Raw genomic sequence first — 16,573 nt, 5'->3', positions numbered from 1 at the left:
TTTATGTTACACGCATCAGAGACACACGGGGCGCAGTTCGCTGGTTCGGGCATCGTGCGGTTCACTTAGAACAAGAACATCCGGCTCCAACGCGTTGATTCACTTGATCACCTTGACCTGTTGCTATCTCTGGTCTGAATTGTCAACAGTTCCATAATCCATCTTATGCGATTTTGATGTGCACGAGTTGGGCGAACCGAAATGGCTCAGAAGAACAAAGTTGTCGTGGTCGACTGCTCGGCTGGAACCTGATCGACAAACATCTGCCAGGCCTTCTGGTAGGCTGGCAGATAATTGAGCTCGTGCCCTTCACCCTTCTGCTCCAGCTCGCGATAGGCCTGCAACAGCATGTCGACGAAGTTGAATCCGGATGACAGGTCCTCAGGCTTGACGCCCGCTTGCTCGGCACCGCTCTCATAGAGATACTGGGCCGCAGCGCGCTGCTCCATCCACTCCCACGATGTGGTCTTTTCCTCGAGGCTGACCTGATCGAGCCACAGAGCCCCGGCCTTGCCAACCGCCATATGATCGGATGGGTCGATGCCTTCCTTTCCGGCAAAGCTGCCGGCCAGCCGGGTCGGACCATGATAAAGCCCCATGGCCAGTGACTGTTGCTGGATCATGATCGACTGGGCGATCGCTTTTTCCTCCTTGGAGAAAAAGCCGGTTTCATCGGTGCGTATGGCGGACAAGGCGCGCCGGTCCAGATCGCCGAAGACCGTGTACCAGTCCACGGCCTCGTTGCTCTTGGGCCGGAATGGCTGACCGCTGTCAGCCATCTTGATGTGGCGCGCGTCAATTGCCTTGCGGGCCGCGTCGGCGATTTCGGACTTGGTCTTGCCGGATGAAAACGGTTCGGCCGATGGTTCGGTAACGGCCAGGGCAAGATTGTTGGATGCAAAGCCCGGCCGCACCGGCATATAGATTTCAAAGCCGTTGGGTGCGGCAACCGTGTATTCATGGGTCGCGGGTGCGACTTTTCCGGAAAAGTCATAGGTGCCCGTGGCTTCGCTCGGGCCCGCTGGCCCCAGTTCCTGATAGGACTGGATAACATAGGCATGAATCGTCGGCGCGGATTCCTTGACGGATCCCGCGCGGCCGACAGTCCGAATATGCGAATGGCTGATGCCTTCGATATTCATGCCCTAATGGCTCCCAACGAATGATTCTGACATTCGGTGCACAGGCTTGCTCGAACCTGTCGAAACCCGGCAATTTGACAGCCTGCATAAGAGAATCGCTGGCTTCTTGCGGTAAGCCGGCAGCCTTGCCACGCCCTGCCCTGCCTGGCCTGTCCGGACGGCGCCGGAGCGGAACCATTGCTGCAGCTACGCGTTGGCGGCAGCCTTGCAGATGATGTTGGCTTGGCCTATCGGATGGCCAACACCCATTGACCGGAGATTACCGCCATGTCCTATGCCAAGCTCGATGCCCATTGCCGCTCACTGGGAGCGTTGGAACACGCGCTTGCCATCCTGGGAACCGATGAAGCCACCCACATGGCGCCCGGAGGTGGCGAGCAGCGGGCGGAGGCGATGGCCTCGCTCTCCGGGATGCATCATCGCCAGGCCACGACGCCCGAAGTCGGAGACTGGATTGAAGCCGCCAAGGCCGAAGCACTTGATCCGGAACAGAAAACTGCGGTTTCAGAGTTGGAGCGCAGCTACATAAACATGACCTGCCTGCCCTCGGACTTCGTCGAGCGCAAGATGCGAACCAGCATGCGTTCGGAGCAATTGTGGCGCGCCGCCCGCCCCAATGGTGACTGGAAGACGTTCGAGCCCGCCTTGCAAGAGGTTGTCGAGATGACGCGCGAAGAGGCATCCATGCGCGCAGACGTGCTCGGTCTTGCCCCCTATGACGCGCTGATGGAGCAATTCGATCCCGGCAATCGAACGGAGACCGTCACGCCGGTGTTCGAGGAACTGAAGAGCTTTTTGGTGGAGTTCCTGCCCCGGGCGCTCGACGCACAGGAACAACGTCATGCCAAATGTCCGTTGAAAGCGCTGTCGGGCGATTATCCGGTTGAGCGACAGAAGGCGCTCGGCATTGCGATGATGAAGGCTGTCGGCTTCGACATGAACCATGGCAGCCTGTCGATTTCCGATCACCCGTTTTGCGGTGGTGTGCCGAGCGACGTTCGCATGACCACGCGCTACCGCACCGACGAATTTCTCTCGGCGCTGATGGGCATTCTGCATGAGACCGGTCACGGCCTTTATGAGCAGAACCTGCCGAAGCAATGGGCGCACTGGCCATCGGGCAAGGCGCGCGGCATGTCGATCCACGAAAGCCAGAGCCTGTTTGTCGAAAAACAGATCGGCCGCAACCCGGCATTCTGGACCTTTGCGCTGCCGCTGGTCGACCGGTACCTGCAGGAAAACTGGAGCATGGAAGATCTGCTGCCGCACGTGCATCTGATCAAGCGCGGCAAGATCCGGGTCGATGCCGATGAGGTCACCTACCCGCTGCACGTGATTCTGCGCTACGAGCTGGAGCAGGAGCTGCTCGCGGGCCGGCTTGAGGTTAAGGACCTGCCCGAAGCTTGGGACATCAGGATGCAGGCGTCGCTCGGAATTTCGACGCTGGATGATCCGAAGAACGGCCCGATGCAGGATGTTCACTGGCCATCGGGCGCCTTCGGCTATTTCCCCTCCTACACGCTGGGCGCGCTGATGGCAGCGCAGCAATGGGCGGCAATCGTCAAGATCAATCCCGATGTCGACAGGCAGATTGCGGCAGGCGATTTCGAAGCCGTCAACGCCTGGCGGCGCGACAATATCTGGTCAAAGGCCTCCACTGCCTCGACACCGGAGATCCTGCGCCAGGCCACCGGCGAAGTGCTCAACCCGGCCTATTTCATCGCCCATCTGGAAGCCCGCTACGGCGGGTGATGTCCAAGAAACGGGGGAGCCCTGCCCGGTTCTCCCGTCTCGTCACAAACCGGCGGACGCCGCCTTTGCCAGAGTGGCTTCCTGGCGGCGGCGCTTGCGTTCGCGCATGATCGTGTAGATTCCTGTCGCGATGATGATGGCAGCTCCGATCAGCGTGTAGCTGTCTGGATATTCCGAAAACACCAGCGCACCGACGACCATCGAGAACAACAGCCTCGAATAACGAAACGGCATGACCACAGAGATTTCACCGACCCGCGTGGCCTCGGTCAGGGTCCAGTAGGCAAAGGTGCCGATCAGCAAGGCGCCGGTGAGATAGATGGTTTCGGCCATGGTCGGAATTTTCGCGCCACCTGTCACGGCTAGCATCAGCAGTCCAGTGATTCCGACAGCGAAGAAGCCCCAGACGGCGAGCTGCAGCGACAGGATCGATTTTGGCACCTTGCGGCTCGCCAAATCACGGGCCGAAAGTGCGACAACACCAAGCACAGCCCACAGCACATTCGGCTCAAAACCTTCGAGCCCGGGCCGGATGACCAGCACCACGCCGCCAAAACCCACCAGGATTGCACTCCAGCGCCGCCAGCCGACAGGTTCGCTGAGAATCAGCGCCGCCCCCATGGTGACGAACAAGGGTGCTGCCTGCAGGATCGTTGTCGCTGTCGCCAGCGGTATCAGCGCCAGCGCGGTGACAAAGCCGATGCTGCCGATCATCTCGCTGGCATTGCGGACCAGCACGGCGGGATGAAAAAAGGCAGCGGAAAAGGGATCAACCCCGCGCGATTTCGCAATAACCGCAAACAGCGCCGCGCCGGGCAGCCCGAGAATGACGAGAATTTCTCCCACAGGCAGGCTGCCCGATGAGAGCTTGATGAACATGTCCTCGGCGGCAAAGCCCGCCATCCCGAGAACCATCAGGATGATCCCGCGCATATTGTCCATGTGGGTGTTTTCCGGTCAGTTTGAGAAACGTAGGGCCAGGAGCCTCCGACCTGCCTATCCGCTTTGCCGCGAGCAGGAAACCCCCGGCAGCCATCGTGCACAGTGCGAACGACGAGGATCAGCCGGTCTTGCCGCTGCGCAGGTTTGCCGTCACGCGCGAGAGCATGCTCAAAAAGAGTTCACGCTCGGCAGATGGCAGGGCCGCAGCCAAAAGGCCGTCGGCCTCGAGTGCTGCCCGTGAGGCAGGGTCTCTCAGATCCCTTGCCCATTCTGTCAGCCAGATCTGTTGCGAGCGTCCATCGTCGGGATGCGGCTTTCGCGTGACCAGACCGTCGCGCTGCATCCGTGCCAGCGTATTGGCCATCGTCGCCTGCTCCAGCCCCAGACCATTGGCCAGCTCACGCTGGGTCATGCCGTCGGCAAGCCAAAGCTCACAGAGAACCACGAATTGCGCCCGCGACAGCCCCAGCGGGGCGAGTGCGCGCTGCTGCTCAGCCGCATGGAGGCGGGCGATGTCGCTGACCAGCGCACCGGCCGAACGGGATTTGTCGAACATCATGACTCATCCTATCATTACATAGCTTGCTATGCAAATACATATAGCAAGCTATGTATCGTCGGTGAATTCATACTTCGACAGAATACGTGCCTGAAAGATTTGTCGAAACGCCCGGACTCCCGCATACCTCTTGGCGGCAGGTCATCAGTCGGATACTGACTCCGATTGACCTTAGCGCCGAAAGGCTTGTGACCGCATGACCGATCTCGCCGCCTATAGCAGCCTGTTTCTCGCGGCCTTGCTGGCCGCGACGCTGATCCCTGCGCAGTCTGAAACCCTGCTGGGCGGGCTGTTGTTGCTCGGTCAGCAGCCTGCTGTTGCGCTCGTCGCGGTCGCCAGCTTCGGCAACATTCTGGGCTCGGTGCTGAACTGGCTGATCGGCCGCGGAGTCGAGAGATTTCGCGACAGGAAATGGTTCCCCGCCAGCGACGCGCAGCTCGACAGCGCGCAAGGTTACTACCAGCGTTTCGGCTACTGGTCGCTGCTCCTGGCCTGGGTGCCTGTCATCGGCGACCCTCTGACCCTGGTGGCGGGCATCATGCGCGAACCCCTGTGGCGGTTTCTGATCCTGGTCTCGATCGGCAAGGCCGGACGCTATCTCGTACTGGCTGCGGGTCTTGGTGCGTGACATAAACGAGTGGGGCTGCGCTGCGGAATCTGGCACTATTGTCCTCCCTGCCCTCGCTTCACAGGTCTCGCCGATGCTTTCTGCCCTTACCCTGATATTGAGTTGCCAACTGGTTGGCGAGCTTGTGACGCGCTTTCTCGGCCTGCCGGTTCCAGGACCGGTCGCCGGTATGGTGCTGCTGTTTGTGCTGCTTCTGGTCAAGGGGACGGTGCCAAAGGATGTCGGCGCAGTGGCCGACAGTCTGCTCAGGCACCTGGCGCTGCTGTTCGTGCCCGCTGGCGTCGGTGTCATGGCGCATCTGGATCTGCTCGGCCAGGACTGGCTGCCGATCACGGCGGCTCTTGTCGGCTCAACCCTGGCAACCATTGCGGTGACGGCGCTGGTGATGAGCTGGCTCGCCCGTCCTATATCCACGGACAATCCGGAGAAGGAGAATGGCTGATATCTCCGAAGTCTGGGTCTATCTCAGCGCCAGCCCGCTGATGTTCCTGACGCTGACGCTGGCGGCGTTTCAGTCCGGAAGCTGGCTCTATGACCGGTCCGGGCAGAAACCGTTTCTCAATCCGGTGCTTACCGCCGTCATCGCTGTGGTCACGCTGCTGACGCTGAGCGGCACCAGCTATCAGACCTATTTCGAGGGCGCACAATTCGTCCATTTCCTGTTGGGCCCGGCAACGGTGGCGCTGGCGATCCCGCTTTACCGTCAGTTCGAGCGGGTCCGGCGCTCGGCACTGGCGCTTGTCGCCAGCCTGCTCTGCGGCTCGCTCACCGCCATCGGCACCGCTGTCGGCTTCGGCTTGCTGCTGGGTGCCAGCCGGGAAACACTGGTGTCATTGGCGCCGAAATCCGCAACGGCACCGGTCGCCATGGGCATCACCGAGCAACTGGGCGGCTTGCCCTCGCTGACCGCCGTGCTGGTGATCCTGACCGGAATCCTGGGCGCCATCCTCGGCCCGCCGCTGCTTTCTCTGATCGGCATCAAGGACTGGCGCGCCCGCGGCCTGGCGCTCGGTACCGCCAGCCACGGCATCGGAACCGCACGGGCGCTGCAGGCGGGCGAACTTGCCGGCGCCTTCTCCGGCCTCGCCATGGGCCTGAACGCGCTGGCGACTGCGATCCTGCTGCCTGTTTTGTGGCGGCTGTTTTTCTGAAAGAGAGGTTTGAATGGACCATGATTTCTGGCATGACCGTTGGCAGAGAGGCCGCATCGGCTTTCATGAAAGCAAACCCAATCCGCTGCTGGTCAAGCATTTCCCAGCCCTGTCCCTGGCAGAGAGTTCACGCGTCTTCCTGCCGCTCTGCGGCAAGACACTCGATATCGGCTGGCTTCTTTCCAGAGGCCACCGGGTGGTTGGGGTTGAACTCAGTGAGCTGGCGATCATGCAATTGTTTGAGGAGCTCGACGTCAAGCCGGCTGTGGCGGCCCTCGGAAACCTGAAACGCTACAGCGCAGACAACATCGACATCTTTGTCGGCGACATTTTCGACCTCACCCCTGCCCTCCTCGGCCCGGTCGATGCCGTGTTTGACCGGGCTGCGCTCGTGGCGCTGCCGAGCGACATGCGATCAGGCTACGCGTCCCATGTCGCCGGTATCACCAGCACAGCGCCTCAGCTGCTCGTCACATTCGAATACGACCCGGAGTTGCTGAAGGGGCCGCCCTTTTCGGTCCCGGCGGACGAGATCAAGCAGCACTACTCAAGGCGCTATGCCGTTTCAACCCTGAGCATCACTGACATCTCGGGTGGCTTCAAGGGTGTGGATGCAAAGGAACACGTCTGGCTGCTCACGCCACGGGAATGCTAAGCGCCCTCAGTCTCTGCCTACCGCTGCCCCCGTCCAGGCCAAGCCGATAGGTCTCGCCTGTGATCAACCAAGCTTTCCTCACCCTTTGCGGGTTCACCCAACCGAGCCGAACTGTCCCGGCCGGTTTATCTTTTGCAGTGCTGCGACCAGCGTCGGTTTGAAGCCTTCGGTGCTTTCGTCTGCCATTTCAAACAGTTTTGCCCGCATGCGCGGATCCCAGAACTTGTTGATGTGATCGGCAACGCCCTCTACCTGCTCGTCCTCCGGCTGCGAGGCAAAGAAGGTGGCGATCTGGTTGGCCTGGTAGCGCATCTTGTCAGGCGACATCGCTCTCAACTCCCTTGGAAATCCGGTTGGGCCGGGTGAAAACTTCAAAATCGGCGCCGCGGGCGATTGCAACAAGCGTCAGGCCGGCGGCTTCGGCGGTCCGAACAGCAAGCGCCGTCGGTGCCGACACCGCGATCAGCACGCCGGTGCCGGCGATCACCGCCTTTTGCACCATGTCGACGGAGACGCGGCTGGTGATCACGATCGCGCCCTCGGCTGAATTTTGGCCATTGCGTGCCATGGCGCCGATCAGCTTGTCGAGCGCATTGTGGCGGCCGACATCCTCGCGCACGCAAAGCATACCCTCGTCCGGACGATAGAAGCCGGCTGCATGCACCGCACCGGTCTCGGCCCGAAGCTTCTGCTGCATCGACAGCGCCCGCACAGCCTCGCGTACATCCCCGGGGGTCAGTTCCAGCTCGACCGCGCTGCGCGCAGGCAGGGCGCGAAGCGCCTCGTCGATTGATTCGATGCCGCAAAGGCCGCACCCCACGGGGCCGGCCATCTTGCGGCGGCGGGCGGCAAATGCTGTCTGCACTTGGTCCGCCAGCCGCATCTGGACATCAAAGCCCTGATCAGCCTCGACAATCTCGAGCTCAATCACATCGGCGGCAGAGTGGACAATGGCTTCGGACAACGCAAATCCGATGCCGAAATCCTCCAGATCCGATGGCGTCGCCATCATCACCGCCTGGGTGGTTCCGCCAAAGGACAGCGCCACCGGCACCTCTTCGGGCAGGTCCCGGTGTCCGGGTGTGTCCACCCCTGCCCTCACAGCGATGCGCTTTGCCCTGTTTGTGCTGGGGATCGTACCGGGTCTGCTACCGGCCATCAGACTGATCCTTTCGCCGGCGCCATCGCCGGCCTACTCTGCCGGTTCCAGCGCATCAAGTGGCAGGATGCGGCGCGCCTGCGTGGCCTGCGCATCATATTCCTCCTGCCAGACCGTCGGGCCGTTGGAGGGCGACACCTGCACCGCCGTCACCTTGTATTCCGGGCAGTTGGTGGCCCAATCGGAGTAATCGGTGGTGATCACATTGGCCTGGGTGCCGGGATGGTGGAAGGTTGTGTAGACCACGCCGGGCGCCACGCGTTCGGTGATCGTCGATCGCAACGTGGTCTCCCCGGAGCGGCTGGCGAGCTTGACCAGATCACCCTCGCGGATGCCGCGCTGTTCGGCGTCATGCGGGTGGATTTCCAGCCGGTCTTCGGCGTGCCAGGCCACATTGTCGGTGCGCCGTGTCTGGGCGCCGACATTGTACTGGCTCAGGATCCGGCCGGTGGTCAGAAGCAGCGGGAAGCGCGGTCCGGAGCGCTCGTCGGTCGCCACGTATTCGGTGCGGATGAACTTGCCCTTGCCGCGCACGAAACCGTCGAGATGCATGACCGGCGTACCATCAGGTTTCGCTTCGTTGCAGGGCCACTGCACCGAGCCCTTCTCTTCCAGCAACTGATAACTCACTTTGGCGAAGCTCGGTGTGGTGGCGGCGATTTCATCCATGATTTCAGATGGATGACTGTAATTCCAATCAAGCCCCATGGCCTGCGCCAGCTTCAGCGTGACTTCCCAATCGGCCAGCCCGTTCTTCGGGCTCATCACCTTGCGGACGCGGTTGATGCGCCGCTCTGCGTTGGTGAAGGTGCCGTCCTTTTCAAGGAAGGTCGAACCGGGCAGGAAGACATGAGCGTAATTGGCGGTCTCATTGAGGAACAGGTCATGGACGACAACGCATTCCATCGCCTCGAGCCCGGCCTTGACGTGCTTGGTGTCAGGGTCGGACTGCAGAATATCCTCGCCCTGGATGTAGATGCCGCGAAACGTACCGTCGACCGCCGCATCGAGCATGTTCGGGATGCGGAGACCGGGCTCGTGATTGAGCTCCACGCCCCACAGTTTCTCGAACACGTCGCGGACTTCGGCCCCGGAAATGTGGCGGTAGCCGGGCAGCTCGTGCGGGAACGAGCCCATGTCGCAGGCACCCTGGACATTGTTCTGGCCGCGGAGAGGGTTCACGCCGACACCGGGGCGGCCGATATTGCCCGTCGCCATGGCCAGGTTGGCGATCGCCATCACCGTGGTCGAGCCCTGGCTGTGCTCGGTAACGCCAAGCCCGTAATAGATCGCGCCGTTGCCGCCGCGCGCATAAAGCCGGGCTGCACCGCGCAGCTCGTCTGCCGGCACTCCGGTGAAGGCTTGCGTTGCTTCGGGTGAATGGACAGGGTCGGCGACGAACGCGGCCCAATCCTCGAACTCCGACCAGTCGCAGCGTTCGCGAACAAACGCCTCGTCGCACAGGCCTTCGGTGACGATCACATGCGCCAGAGCGGTGAGCACGGCGACATTAGTGCCGGGTTTCAAGGGCAGATGGTGGCTGGCCTCAACATGCGGGGAGCGGACCAAATCGATGCGGCGCGGATCGATGACGATCAGCTTGGCGCCCGCACGCAGGCGTTTCTTCAGCCGCGAGGCAAATACCGGGTGGCCGTCTGTCGGATTGGCGCCGATCAGGATCACCACATCGGTGTGCTCGACGGAATCAAAATCCTGGGTGCCGGCCGATGTACCGAAGGCCTTGCCGAGGCCGTAGCCCGTGGGTGAATGGCAGACGCGGGCGCAGGTGTCGACATTGTTGTTGCCGAAGCCGGCGCGCACCAGTTTCTGCACCAGGAAGGTTTCCTCATTGGTGCAGCGCGACGAGGTGATGCCGCCGATGGCGCCCTTGCCATACTGGAACTGAATGCGGCGCATTTCCTTGGCGACATGGGCAAAGGCCTCGTCCCAGGTCACTTCACGCCACGGATCGGTGATCTTCTCGCGCACCATCGGGTTGAGAATGCGGTCCTGGTGGGTGGCGTAGCCCCAGGCAAAGCGACCCTTGACGCAGGAATGGCCGCGATTGGCCTTGCCATCCTTCCAAGGCACCATGCGGACGACTTCCTCGCCGCGCATTTCGGCCTTGAACGAGCAACCGACGCCGCAATAGGCGCAGGTGGTGACCACCGAATGCTCCGGCTGGCCGATCTCGATCACGGATTTTTCCTGCAGCGTCGCCGTCGGGCAGGCCTGCACGCAGGCGCCGCAGGACACGCATTCGGAATTCATGAAGCTCTCGTGCATTCCGGGCGAAACGCGGCTTTCAAAGCCCCTGCCCTCGATGGTCAGCGCAAAGGTGCCCTGCACTTCCTCGCAGGCGCGCACACAGCGCGAACAGACAATGCATTTGGACGGATCATAGGTGAAATAGGGATTGCTCTCGTCCTTCGGCATGTAGCGGGGATTGGCTTCGCCGTTCTGCCGCGCCTTGACATGGTTTTCGCCGTCATAGCCGTAGCGCACATCGCGCAAGCCAACCGCACCGGCCATGTCCTGCAGTTCGCAATCGCCATTGGCGGCACAGGTCAGGCAGTCGAGCGGATGGTCGGAAATGTAAAGCTCCATCACGCCGCGGCGGATGTCCTTCAGCCGCCCGGTCTGGGTGTGGACCACCATGCCTTCGCTGACCGGTGTGGTGCAGGAGGCCGGCGTGCCGTTGCGGCCCTCGATCTCGACCAGGCAGAGCCGGCAGGAACCGAAGGCATCGACCATGTCGGTGGCACACAGCTTCGGTACCTTGATACCGGCCTCCATCGAAGCGCGCATCACCGAGGTGCCTTCGGGCACCTCCACCGTGTTGCCGTCAATCACGAGGCGAACGGTTTTTTCAGCGGTCGAAGCCGGAGTGCCGTGGTCAATTTCCTGTATCAGCGCCATTCTGTTCACTCCGCAGCCTGGGTCATCGACCCTCTCATGCTAGGATCCGGACGAAAATCCTCCGGGAAATGCGTCAGCGCGCTCATCACCGGGTATGGCGTGAAGCCGCCAAGCGCGCACAGCGAGCCAAACTTCATTGTATTGCACAAATCTGTCATTAACTTGATCTGGCTTTCCGGCTCGATGCCGTCACGGATCTTGTCGGTCACCTCGACGCCGCGGGTCGAGCCGATGCGGCAGGGGGTGCACTTGCCGCAGCTTTCAACGGCACAGAATTCAAAGGCGAAGCGTGCCTGCTTGAGCATGTCCGCACTGTCGTCAAACACCACGAGGCCGGCGTGTCCGATCAGGCCGTCCTTGCCGGCGAAGGCTTCATAATCAAATGGCGTGTCAAACAGTGCGCGCGGGAAATAGGCGCCGAGCGGCCCACCGACCTGAACCGCTTTCACCGGGCGTCCGCTGGCGGTTCCACCTGCAATGTCATCCACCAGCTCGCCGAGCGCCATGCCGAAGGCGGCTTCGAACAAACCGCCATGCTTGACGTTGCCGGCAATCTGGATCGGAATCGTGCCACGCGAGCGGCCCATCCCGAATTCGCGGTAGTACTCGGCGCCCTTGTCCAGGATGATTGGCACCGAGGCGAGCGAGATCACGTTGTTGATCACCGTCGGGCGGCCGAGAAAACCCTTGTGCGCGGGCAGAGGGGGCTTGGCGCGCACGATGCCGCGGCGGCCTTCAAGGCTTTCGAGCAAAGCCGTTTCCTCGCCGCAGACATAGGCCCCTGCGCCGACACGGATCTCCATGTCGAAGGCGTGATCGGAGCCGAGTACGGATGTACCCAGTATGCCTGCCTCGCGGGCGATGACGACAGCGCGGTTCATAGCCAGAATGGCGTGGGGATATTCCGAGCGAAGATAGACATAGCCCTTGGTCGCTCCGGTGGCGATACCGGCAATGATCATGCCCTCGATCACCACGAACGGATCGCCTTCCATGATCATCCGGTCGGCAAAGGAGCCGGAATCGCCCTCGTCTGCGTTGCAGACGATGTATTTCTGCGGCCCTTCGGCCTCCAGCACAGTGTTCCACTTGATGCCGGTGGGAAAGCCAGCGCCGCCACGACCGCGCAGGCCGGATTCGGTCACCTGGGCGACGATGGCCCTGGGCTCCATAGCAACGGCATTGGTGAGGCCGGCGAGGCCGCCATGCCTGCGGTAATCCTCCAGCGACAGCGGATCAGTGACGCCGCAGCGGGCAAAGGTAAGTCTGGTCTGACGTCTGAGGAACGGAAGCTCTTCCGGATCGCCGAGCCGCAACGGGTGATCGCCGCCCTCGAGAAGGCCCGCGGCAAGCAGGCCGTCGACATCGGCGGCCCTGACCGGACCGTAGGCAACCCTGCCCGCCTCCGTTTCGACCTCGATCATCGGCTCGAGCCAATAGAGACCACGCGACCCATTGCGGACGATCTTGGCCCCGAGACCTTGCGCCCGAACCGCTTTCTCCATCGCCAGCGCCAGCCGGTCGGCGCCAACTGCCACCGCACCGGAATCGCCGGGAACATAAATCTTCACGCTCATGCCTTCACCGCCCGGGCCAGTTCGGTCACCATCCTGTCGTCGAGTCTGCCGATCACCTGTCCGTCGACCATCGCCGCAGGCGCGCAAGCACACAGGCCGAGGCAATAGACCGGCTCTATCGTGACCGCGCCATCATCGCTGGTTCCGTGCCAATCCAAGCCAAGCAGATCAAGCAGCCGCTCACCGAGTTCGTCGCCGCCCATCGACTGGCAGGCTTCCGCCCGGCACATCTTGATGACATGTCGGCCCGCAGGTTCCTCGCGGTAGTCGTGATAGAAGCTGACAACGCCGTGCACCTCGGCGCGCGACAGGTTGAGGCCGTTGGCGATCACCGGAAGTGCCGCCTTCGGCACATAGCCGAATTCCTTCTGCACATCATGCAGGATCGGCAGCAGCGGCCCTTCAAGCGGCTTCAGCCGTCCGACGATGGCCTCGGTCTTCAACGCGATTTCGGCGTCCATGCTGCGTGATTCCATGCCAAAACCCTCCAACGATGTGGCAGAGTACCCACTACGCACCCAACAAAGCATTGAATCAAGACAGCATATTCGTTGCGCGATAGAAAACATCTATCGTTCAGCCAGCGCCTTCGCGAAGACCCGCGCCTCATGCAACAGCGCCGAAACGATGGGGGTATGCGGCTCGCGTGGCGCTGCAATCATGCCGACCACGTGATGCGCATCCGGTTCGACGATCGGGATCGACTTGATATCCTCGTCAAACCCCAGCGTCTCAGCCAGGTTGACCGGCATGATCGAGGCCCAGCGGCCGGTGCGGATGTGGGAAAACAGCACGATCATCGAGTTGGATTCCAGCGTCGGCTTTGCGGTGGCGCCAGCCTCGGCCAGATGCTGGTTGATGATCCTGCGGTTCTGCATGTCCGGTGTCAGCAGGCACAGCGGCAAGGTGGCGACCTCCGCCCAGCTGACCGAGGACCTGTCGGCGAACTCCTGACCCTCGGATGTGATCAGCTGGTAGCGCTCGGCATAGAGCGGCACGGTGGCCACCCGGCCGGTAGGCTCGTTCTCCAGATAGCTGATCCCGACATCGATCTCGAAATTTTCCAGCCGCGACAGCACCTCGTAGCTGGTGCAGGACGTGACAGAGAGCGTGACTGCCGGGTGTTTTTCGGTGAAAGCGACAGTCAGATCTGTGACCATATAGGTGGCGGTTGGAATGACCGCGATGCGCGCGTGTCCCGACAGGCCCTTGCGGGCGGCCTTCATCTCCTCGCGCATGGTGCGGGCATCGCCGACAATGCGCCGCGCCCATTCGAGCACGCGCTGGCCTTCCGGCGTCAGCCCCTGGAACCGCGATCCGCGCTGCACCAGAACGACGCCAAGCTGGTCTTCGAGCTGCTTGAGCGATGCCGAAAGTGTCGGCTGGGTGACGCCGCAGGCGTCCGCCGCGCGGCCAAAATGGCGCTCGCGCGCCAGCACAATGAAGAATTCAAGTTTGTCGATCATGGACCGCAAACTGGCATGAGCATGTCACTTCGCGCAAGCAGCGCCAACGACAGGCAAATGTCGGAATCCAGCGCGTACGGCCCGGGTCAGGCGGCGGCGCGATCCTTGGCCTCGGTGCCCGGCGCCAGCGTGACTTCCAGGCCGTCGAGTTCCTCGCTCATCAACAGCTGACAGGACAGCCGGGAATTGTCGCGAACGTCAAAGGCCTGGTCGAGCATGTCCTCTTCCTCGGCCTCGATCGGGTGCAGCTGTTCGGTCCATTCCGGTGCGACATGGACATGGCAGGTGGCGCAGGCACAGGCGCCGCCGCATTCGGCCTTGATGTCCAGGCCCCAGTCGCGAATGATTTCCATCACCCGGAATCCCTCAAGCGCTTCGAGCGTATGACGGACTCCGTCCTGATCGGTTACGTGAATGTGCATGGCGAGCCCCCGGTTCAGCCGTTCAACATCGCCGTACGGCGCCAGCTGTAGCCAGGCCCGGCATGTGTCTCGTCAGCCGCCGGCTGGTAATGCAGGTCGATGCCCGGAAGCCGCTTTTCCGCCAGCCGCTTGATCGTCGGTGCATGCGCGACTTCGAAACTGTCGAAGCCGGTCCGCAGCATTAGTGGCACCTGATCAAGCAGGACGGTGCCGACTGCGCGCATCTCGCCCTGATAGCCGAGCCGCTCGCGCAGCAACATGGCCTGGGAAAATGCCCGCCCGTCGCTGAAAGCCGGAAAGGTCAACGCGATGATTGCCACACGGTCGAGGATCGGGGCCAGAGCCCGTACATCGTCGGCCGGCTGCAGCACTACACCAAACGCCGCATTGTCCCGGGCGTGTTCCAGGGCTTCGGCCAGTGGCAGCAGCTTCGATCCACTGTCGCTACCGGGTTGCGCCCAGGGATCGTTTTCGACAATCCCGTCCTGGGTCCAAATCACAGTCATAAAACTCTCCGTGCCCTGTTTCAGGCAGCTTCTGCTTCGCTGGCGTAGAGCGCAGCCTTGAAAGGTTCGGCGCCGATGCGGCGATAGCAGGCGATGAAGGTCTCTTCGCTGCTGATGCGCTCGGTCAGATAGGTGTCGACAATTGTCTCGATCGCATCGGTGATCTGGTCCGGCCCAAAGCCGCGGCCGGTGATCTGACCGATCGAGGCGTTCTCGTCAGCCGATCCGCCAAGCGAAATCTGATAAAGTTCCGCGCCCTTCTTTTCAACACCCAGAATGCCGATATGACCGACATGGTGGTGACCGCAGGCATTGATGCAGCCGGAAATCTTGATCTTCAGATCGCCGATTTCAGCCTGCCGCGCCGGATCGCCGAAGCGGTTGGAGATTTCCTGAGCCACCGGGATCGAACGGGCATTGGCGAGTGCGCAATAATCGAGCCCCGGGCAGGCAATGATGTCGGTGATCAGACCGGCATTGGCAGTCGCCAGCCCTTCGACGAGAAGCGCACGGTAGAGTGGCTCGAGATCAGCCAGCGCCACATGCGGCAACACCAGGTTCTGCTCATGCGTCACCCGGATCTCATCATGGCTGTAGTCCTCGGCCAGCCGCGCCACCGCGTCCATCTGCTCGGCGGTTGCATCGCCGGGAATGCCACCGATGGGTTTCAGCGAAATTGTCACCATGCCGTAGTCCGGGTGCTGGTGTGGCGCGACGTTGCGGCCAACCCAGTCGGCAAAACCGGGATCGGATCTCTTCCAGGCGGCCAGTTCGCCCCAGCCTTCGGCGCGATCGCCGAGCTTTGGCGGCTCGAAATAGGCGTTGATCGCGGCAATATCGGCTTCGGGCAGCTTTAACTCGCCATCCTTGAGATGGGCCCATTCGGCTTCGATCTCGGTGGTCAGCTTTTCGACACCGGTTTCATGCACCAGGATCTTGATGCGCGCCTTGTACTTGTTGTCGCGGCGGCCATGCAGGTTGTAGACCCGCATGATCGCCGTCACATAGGAAAGCAGATCCGCTTCCGGCAGGAAGTCCCTGACCTTCTTGGCCAGGATCGGCGTCCGCCCCTGCCCGCCGCCGATCCAGACGGCAAAACCGAGCTCGCCCTTGTCGTTCTTCTTCAGTTGCAGCCCGATATCATGAGTCTGGATTGCGGCGCGGTCACGTTCGGCCGCGGTCACCGCAATCTTGAACTTGCGCGGCAGGAACGAAAACTCCGGATGCACCGACGACCATTGCCGCAAGATTTCGGCATAGGGCCGAGGATCGGCCACCTCGTCGGCGGCAGCGCCTGCGAAATGGTCGGCGGTGACATTGCGGATGCAATTGCCCGAGGTCTGGATGGCGTGCATCTCGACCTCGGCCAGCTCTTCGAGAATTTCCGGCATATCTGAGAGCTTGGGCCAGTTGTACTGGATGTTCTGCCGCGTGGTGAAATGGCCATAGCCGCGGTCATAGGTGCGGGCGATGTGGGCAAGCTTGCGCATCTGGCGGCTGTTGAGTGTGCCGTAAGGCACCGCCACGCGCAGCATATAGGCGTGCAGCTGCAGATAGACGCCGTTCATCAGCCTCAGCGGCTTGAAGGCGTCTTCGGAGATTTCGCCGCTCAGGCGGCGCTCGACCTGGTCGCGGAACTGGTTGACGCGCGCGGCCACAAAGGCATGGTCGAATTCATCGTAACGGTACATGGAT

At 61.9% G+C, this 16,573-nt stretch carries 17 protein-coding genes; 5 read left to right on the top strand and 12 right to left on the bottom strand.

What is annotated here, in order from left to right:
• Nucleotides 1-206 precede the first annotated feature (206 nt).
• Nucleotides 207-1,142 carry a hypothetical protein gene (locus CRO46_RS18320; RefSeq protein ID WP_097109244.1) on the bottom strand — a complete coding sequence of 312 codons (936 nt, stop codon included), beginning with the start codon at nt 1,140-1,142 and terminating at the stop codon, nt 207-209.
• Between the two features lie 267 nt (nt 1,143-1,409).
• Here CRO46_RS18320 and CRO46_RS18315 point away from each other — a divergent pair, with 267 nt between their 5' ends.
• Entirely contained in the window at nt 1,410-2,894 is a 1,485-nt protein-coding gene (locus CRO46_RS18315) for a carboxypeptidase M32 (RefSeq protein WP_097109243.1), read from the top strand.
• Nucleotides 2,895-2,936: 42 nt separating this feature from the next.
• Here the strand turns inward: CRO46_RS18315 and CRO46_RS18310 are convergent, their stop codons facing one another.
• Together CRO46_RS18310 and CRO46_RS18305 are read right to left on the bottom strand one after the other, a co-directional pair.
• Nucleotides 2,937-3,836, bottom strand: a complete 900-nt coding sequence (locus CRO46_RS18310; protein ID WP_179759116.1) for a DMT family transporter — start codon at nt 3,834-3,836, stop codon at nt 2,937-2,939.
• Nucleotides 3,837-3,954: 118 nt separating this feature from the next.
• Nucleotides 3,955-4,395, bottom strand: a complete 441-nt coding sequence (locus CRO46_RS18305) for a MarR family winged helix-turn-helix transcriptional regulator (RefSeq protein ID WP_097109242.1) — start codon at nt 4,393-4,395, stop codon at nt 3,955-3,957.
• 196 nt (nt 4,396-4,591) lie between these two features.
• Between CRO46_RS18305 and CRO46_RS18300 the strand changes: the two genes are divergently transcribed.
• The 4 genes from CRO46_RS18300 to tmpT all read left to right on the top strand — a co-directional run bounded on the left by CRO46_RS18300 (nt 4,592) and on the right by tmpT (nt 6,829).
• Nucleotides 4,592-5,023 carry a YqaA family protein gene (locus CRO46_RS18300; protein WP_097109241.1) on the top strand — a complete coding sequence of 144 codons (432 nt, stop codon included), beginning with the start codon at nt 4,592-4,594 and terminating at the stop codon, nt 5,021-5,023.
• A 73-nt stretch (nt 5,024-5,096) separates the two neighbouring features.
• On the top strand, nt 5,097-5,465 hold the full coding sequence (locus tag CRO46_RS18295) for a CidA/LrgA family protein (RefSeq protein ID WP_097109240.1): 369 nt from the start codon (nt 5,097-5,099) through the stop codon (nt 5,463-5,465).
• Nucleotides 5,458-6,174 (top strand): LrgB family protein, encoded by a 717-nt coding sequence (locus CRO46_RS18290; protein WP_097109239.1) that lies wholly within the window; start codon nt 5,458-5,460, stop codon nt 6,172-6,174. The genes CRO46_RS18295 and CRO46_RS18290 overlap by 8 nt, the downstream gene beginning before the upstream one ends.
• A 13-nt stretch (nt 6,175-6,187) precedes the next feature.
• Complete coding sequence (gene tmpT, locus CRO46_RS18285) at nt 6,188-6,829, top strand: thiopurine S-methyltransferase (RefSeq protein WP_097109238.1); 642 nt, start codon at nt 6,188-6,190, stop codon at nt 6,827-6,829.
• Between the two features lie 93 nt (nt 6,830-6,922).
• Here tmpT and CRO46_RS18280 read toward each other — a convergent pair whose 3' ends face one another.
• From CRO46_RS18280 to CRO46_RS18240, 9 genes are all read right to left on the bottom strand, one after another.
• Nucleotides 6,923-7,156 (bottom strand): formate dehydrogenase subunit delta, encoded by a 234-nt coding sequence (locus CRO46_RS18280; protein WP_097109237.1) that lies wholly within the window; start codon nt 7,154-7,156, stop codon nt 6,923-6,925.
• Complete coding sequence (gene fdhD, locus CRO46_RS18275; protein WP_097109236.1) at nt 7,146-7,988, bottom strand: formate dehydrogenase accessory sulfurtransferase FdhD; 843 nt, start codon at nt 7,986-7,988, stop codon at nt 7,146-7,148. Before fdhD ends, CRO46_RS18280 begins: the two co-directional genes overlap by 11 nt.
• A gap of 33 nt (nt 7,989-8,021) precedes the next feature.
• Complete coding sequence (gene fdhF, locus CRO46_RS18270; protein WP_097109235.1) at nt 8,022-10,907, bottom strand: formate dehydrogenase subunit alpha; 2,886 nt, start codon at nt 10,905-10,907, stop codon at nt 8,022-8,024.
• A 5-nt stretch (nt 10,908-10,912) separates the two neighbouring features.
• Nucleotides 10,913-12,484, bottom strand: a complete 1,572-nt coding sequence (locus tag CRO46_RS18265; protein WP_097109234.1) for a formate dehydrogenase beta subunit — start codon at nt 12,482-12,484, stop codon at nt 10,913-10,915.
• The gene (locus CRO46_RS18260; protein WP_097109233.1) at nt 12,481-12,960 is read right to left on the bottom strand and encodes a formate dehydrogenase subunit gamma; all 480 of its coding nucleotides are present in this window, start codon (nt 12,958-12,960) and stop codon (nt 12,481-12,483) included. Before CRO46_RS18260 ends, CRO46_RS18265 begins: the two co-directional genes overlap by 4 nt.
• A 93-nt stretch (nt 12,961-13,053) precedes the next feature.
• On the bottom strand, nt 13,054-13,950 hold the full coding sequence (locus CRO46_RS18255) for a LysR family transcriptional regulator (RefSeq protein ID WP_097109232.1): 897 nt from the start codon (nt 13,948-13,950) through the stop codon (nt 13,054-13,056).
• Between the two features lie 86 nt (nt 13,951-14,036).
• A complete protein-coding gene (locus CRO46_RS18250) occupies nt 14,037-14,372 on the bottom strand; it encodes a 2Fe-2S iron-sulfur cluster-binding protein (RefSeq protein WP_097109231.1) in 336 nt (111 codons plus the stop codon).
• Nucleotides 14,373-14,386: 14 nt separating this feature from the next.
• On the bottom strand, nt 14,387-14,878 hold the full coding sequence (locus tag CRO46_RS18245) for a DUF934 domain-containing protein (protein ID WP_097109230.1): 492 nt from the start codon (nt 14,876-14,878) through the stop codon (nt 14,387-14,389).
• A 20-nt stretch (nt 14,879-14,898) separates the two neighbouring features.
• Complete coding sequence (locus CRO46_RS18240; protein WP_097109229.1) at nt 14,899-16,569, bottom strand: nitrite/sulfite reductase; 1,671 nt, start codon at nt 16,567-16,569, stop codon at nt 14,899-14,901.
• Nucleotides 16,570-16,573: the final 4 nt, after the last annotated feature.

Origin of the sequence: Parahoeflea halophila (genome assembly GCF_900220985.1) — a bacterium.
Lineage (GTDB): Bacteria > Pseudomonadota > Alphaproteobacteria > Rhizobiales > Rhizobiaceae > Hoeflea > Hoeflea halophila.
Note: the sequence above shows the minus strand (reverse complement) of the source record. Positions and strands in the feature narration are given on the sequence as shown.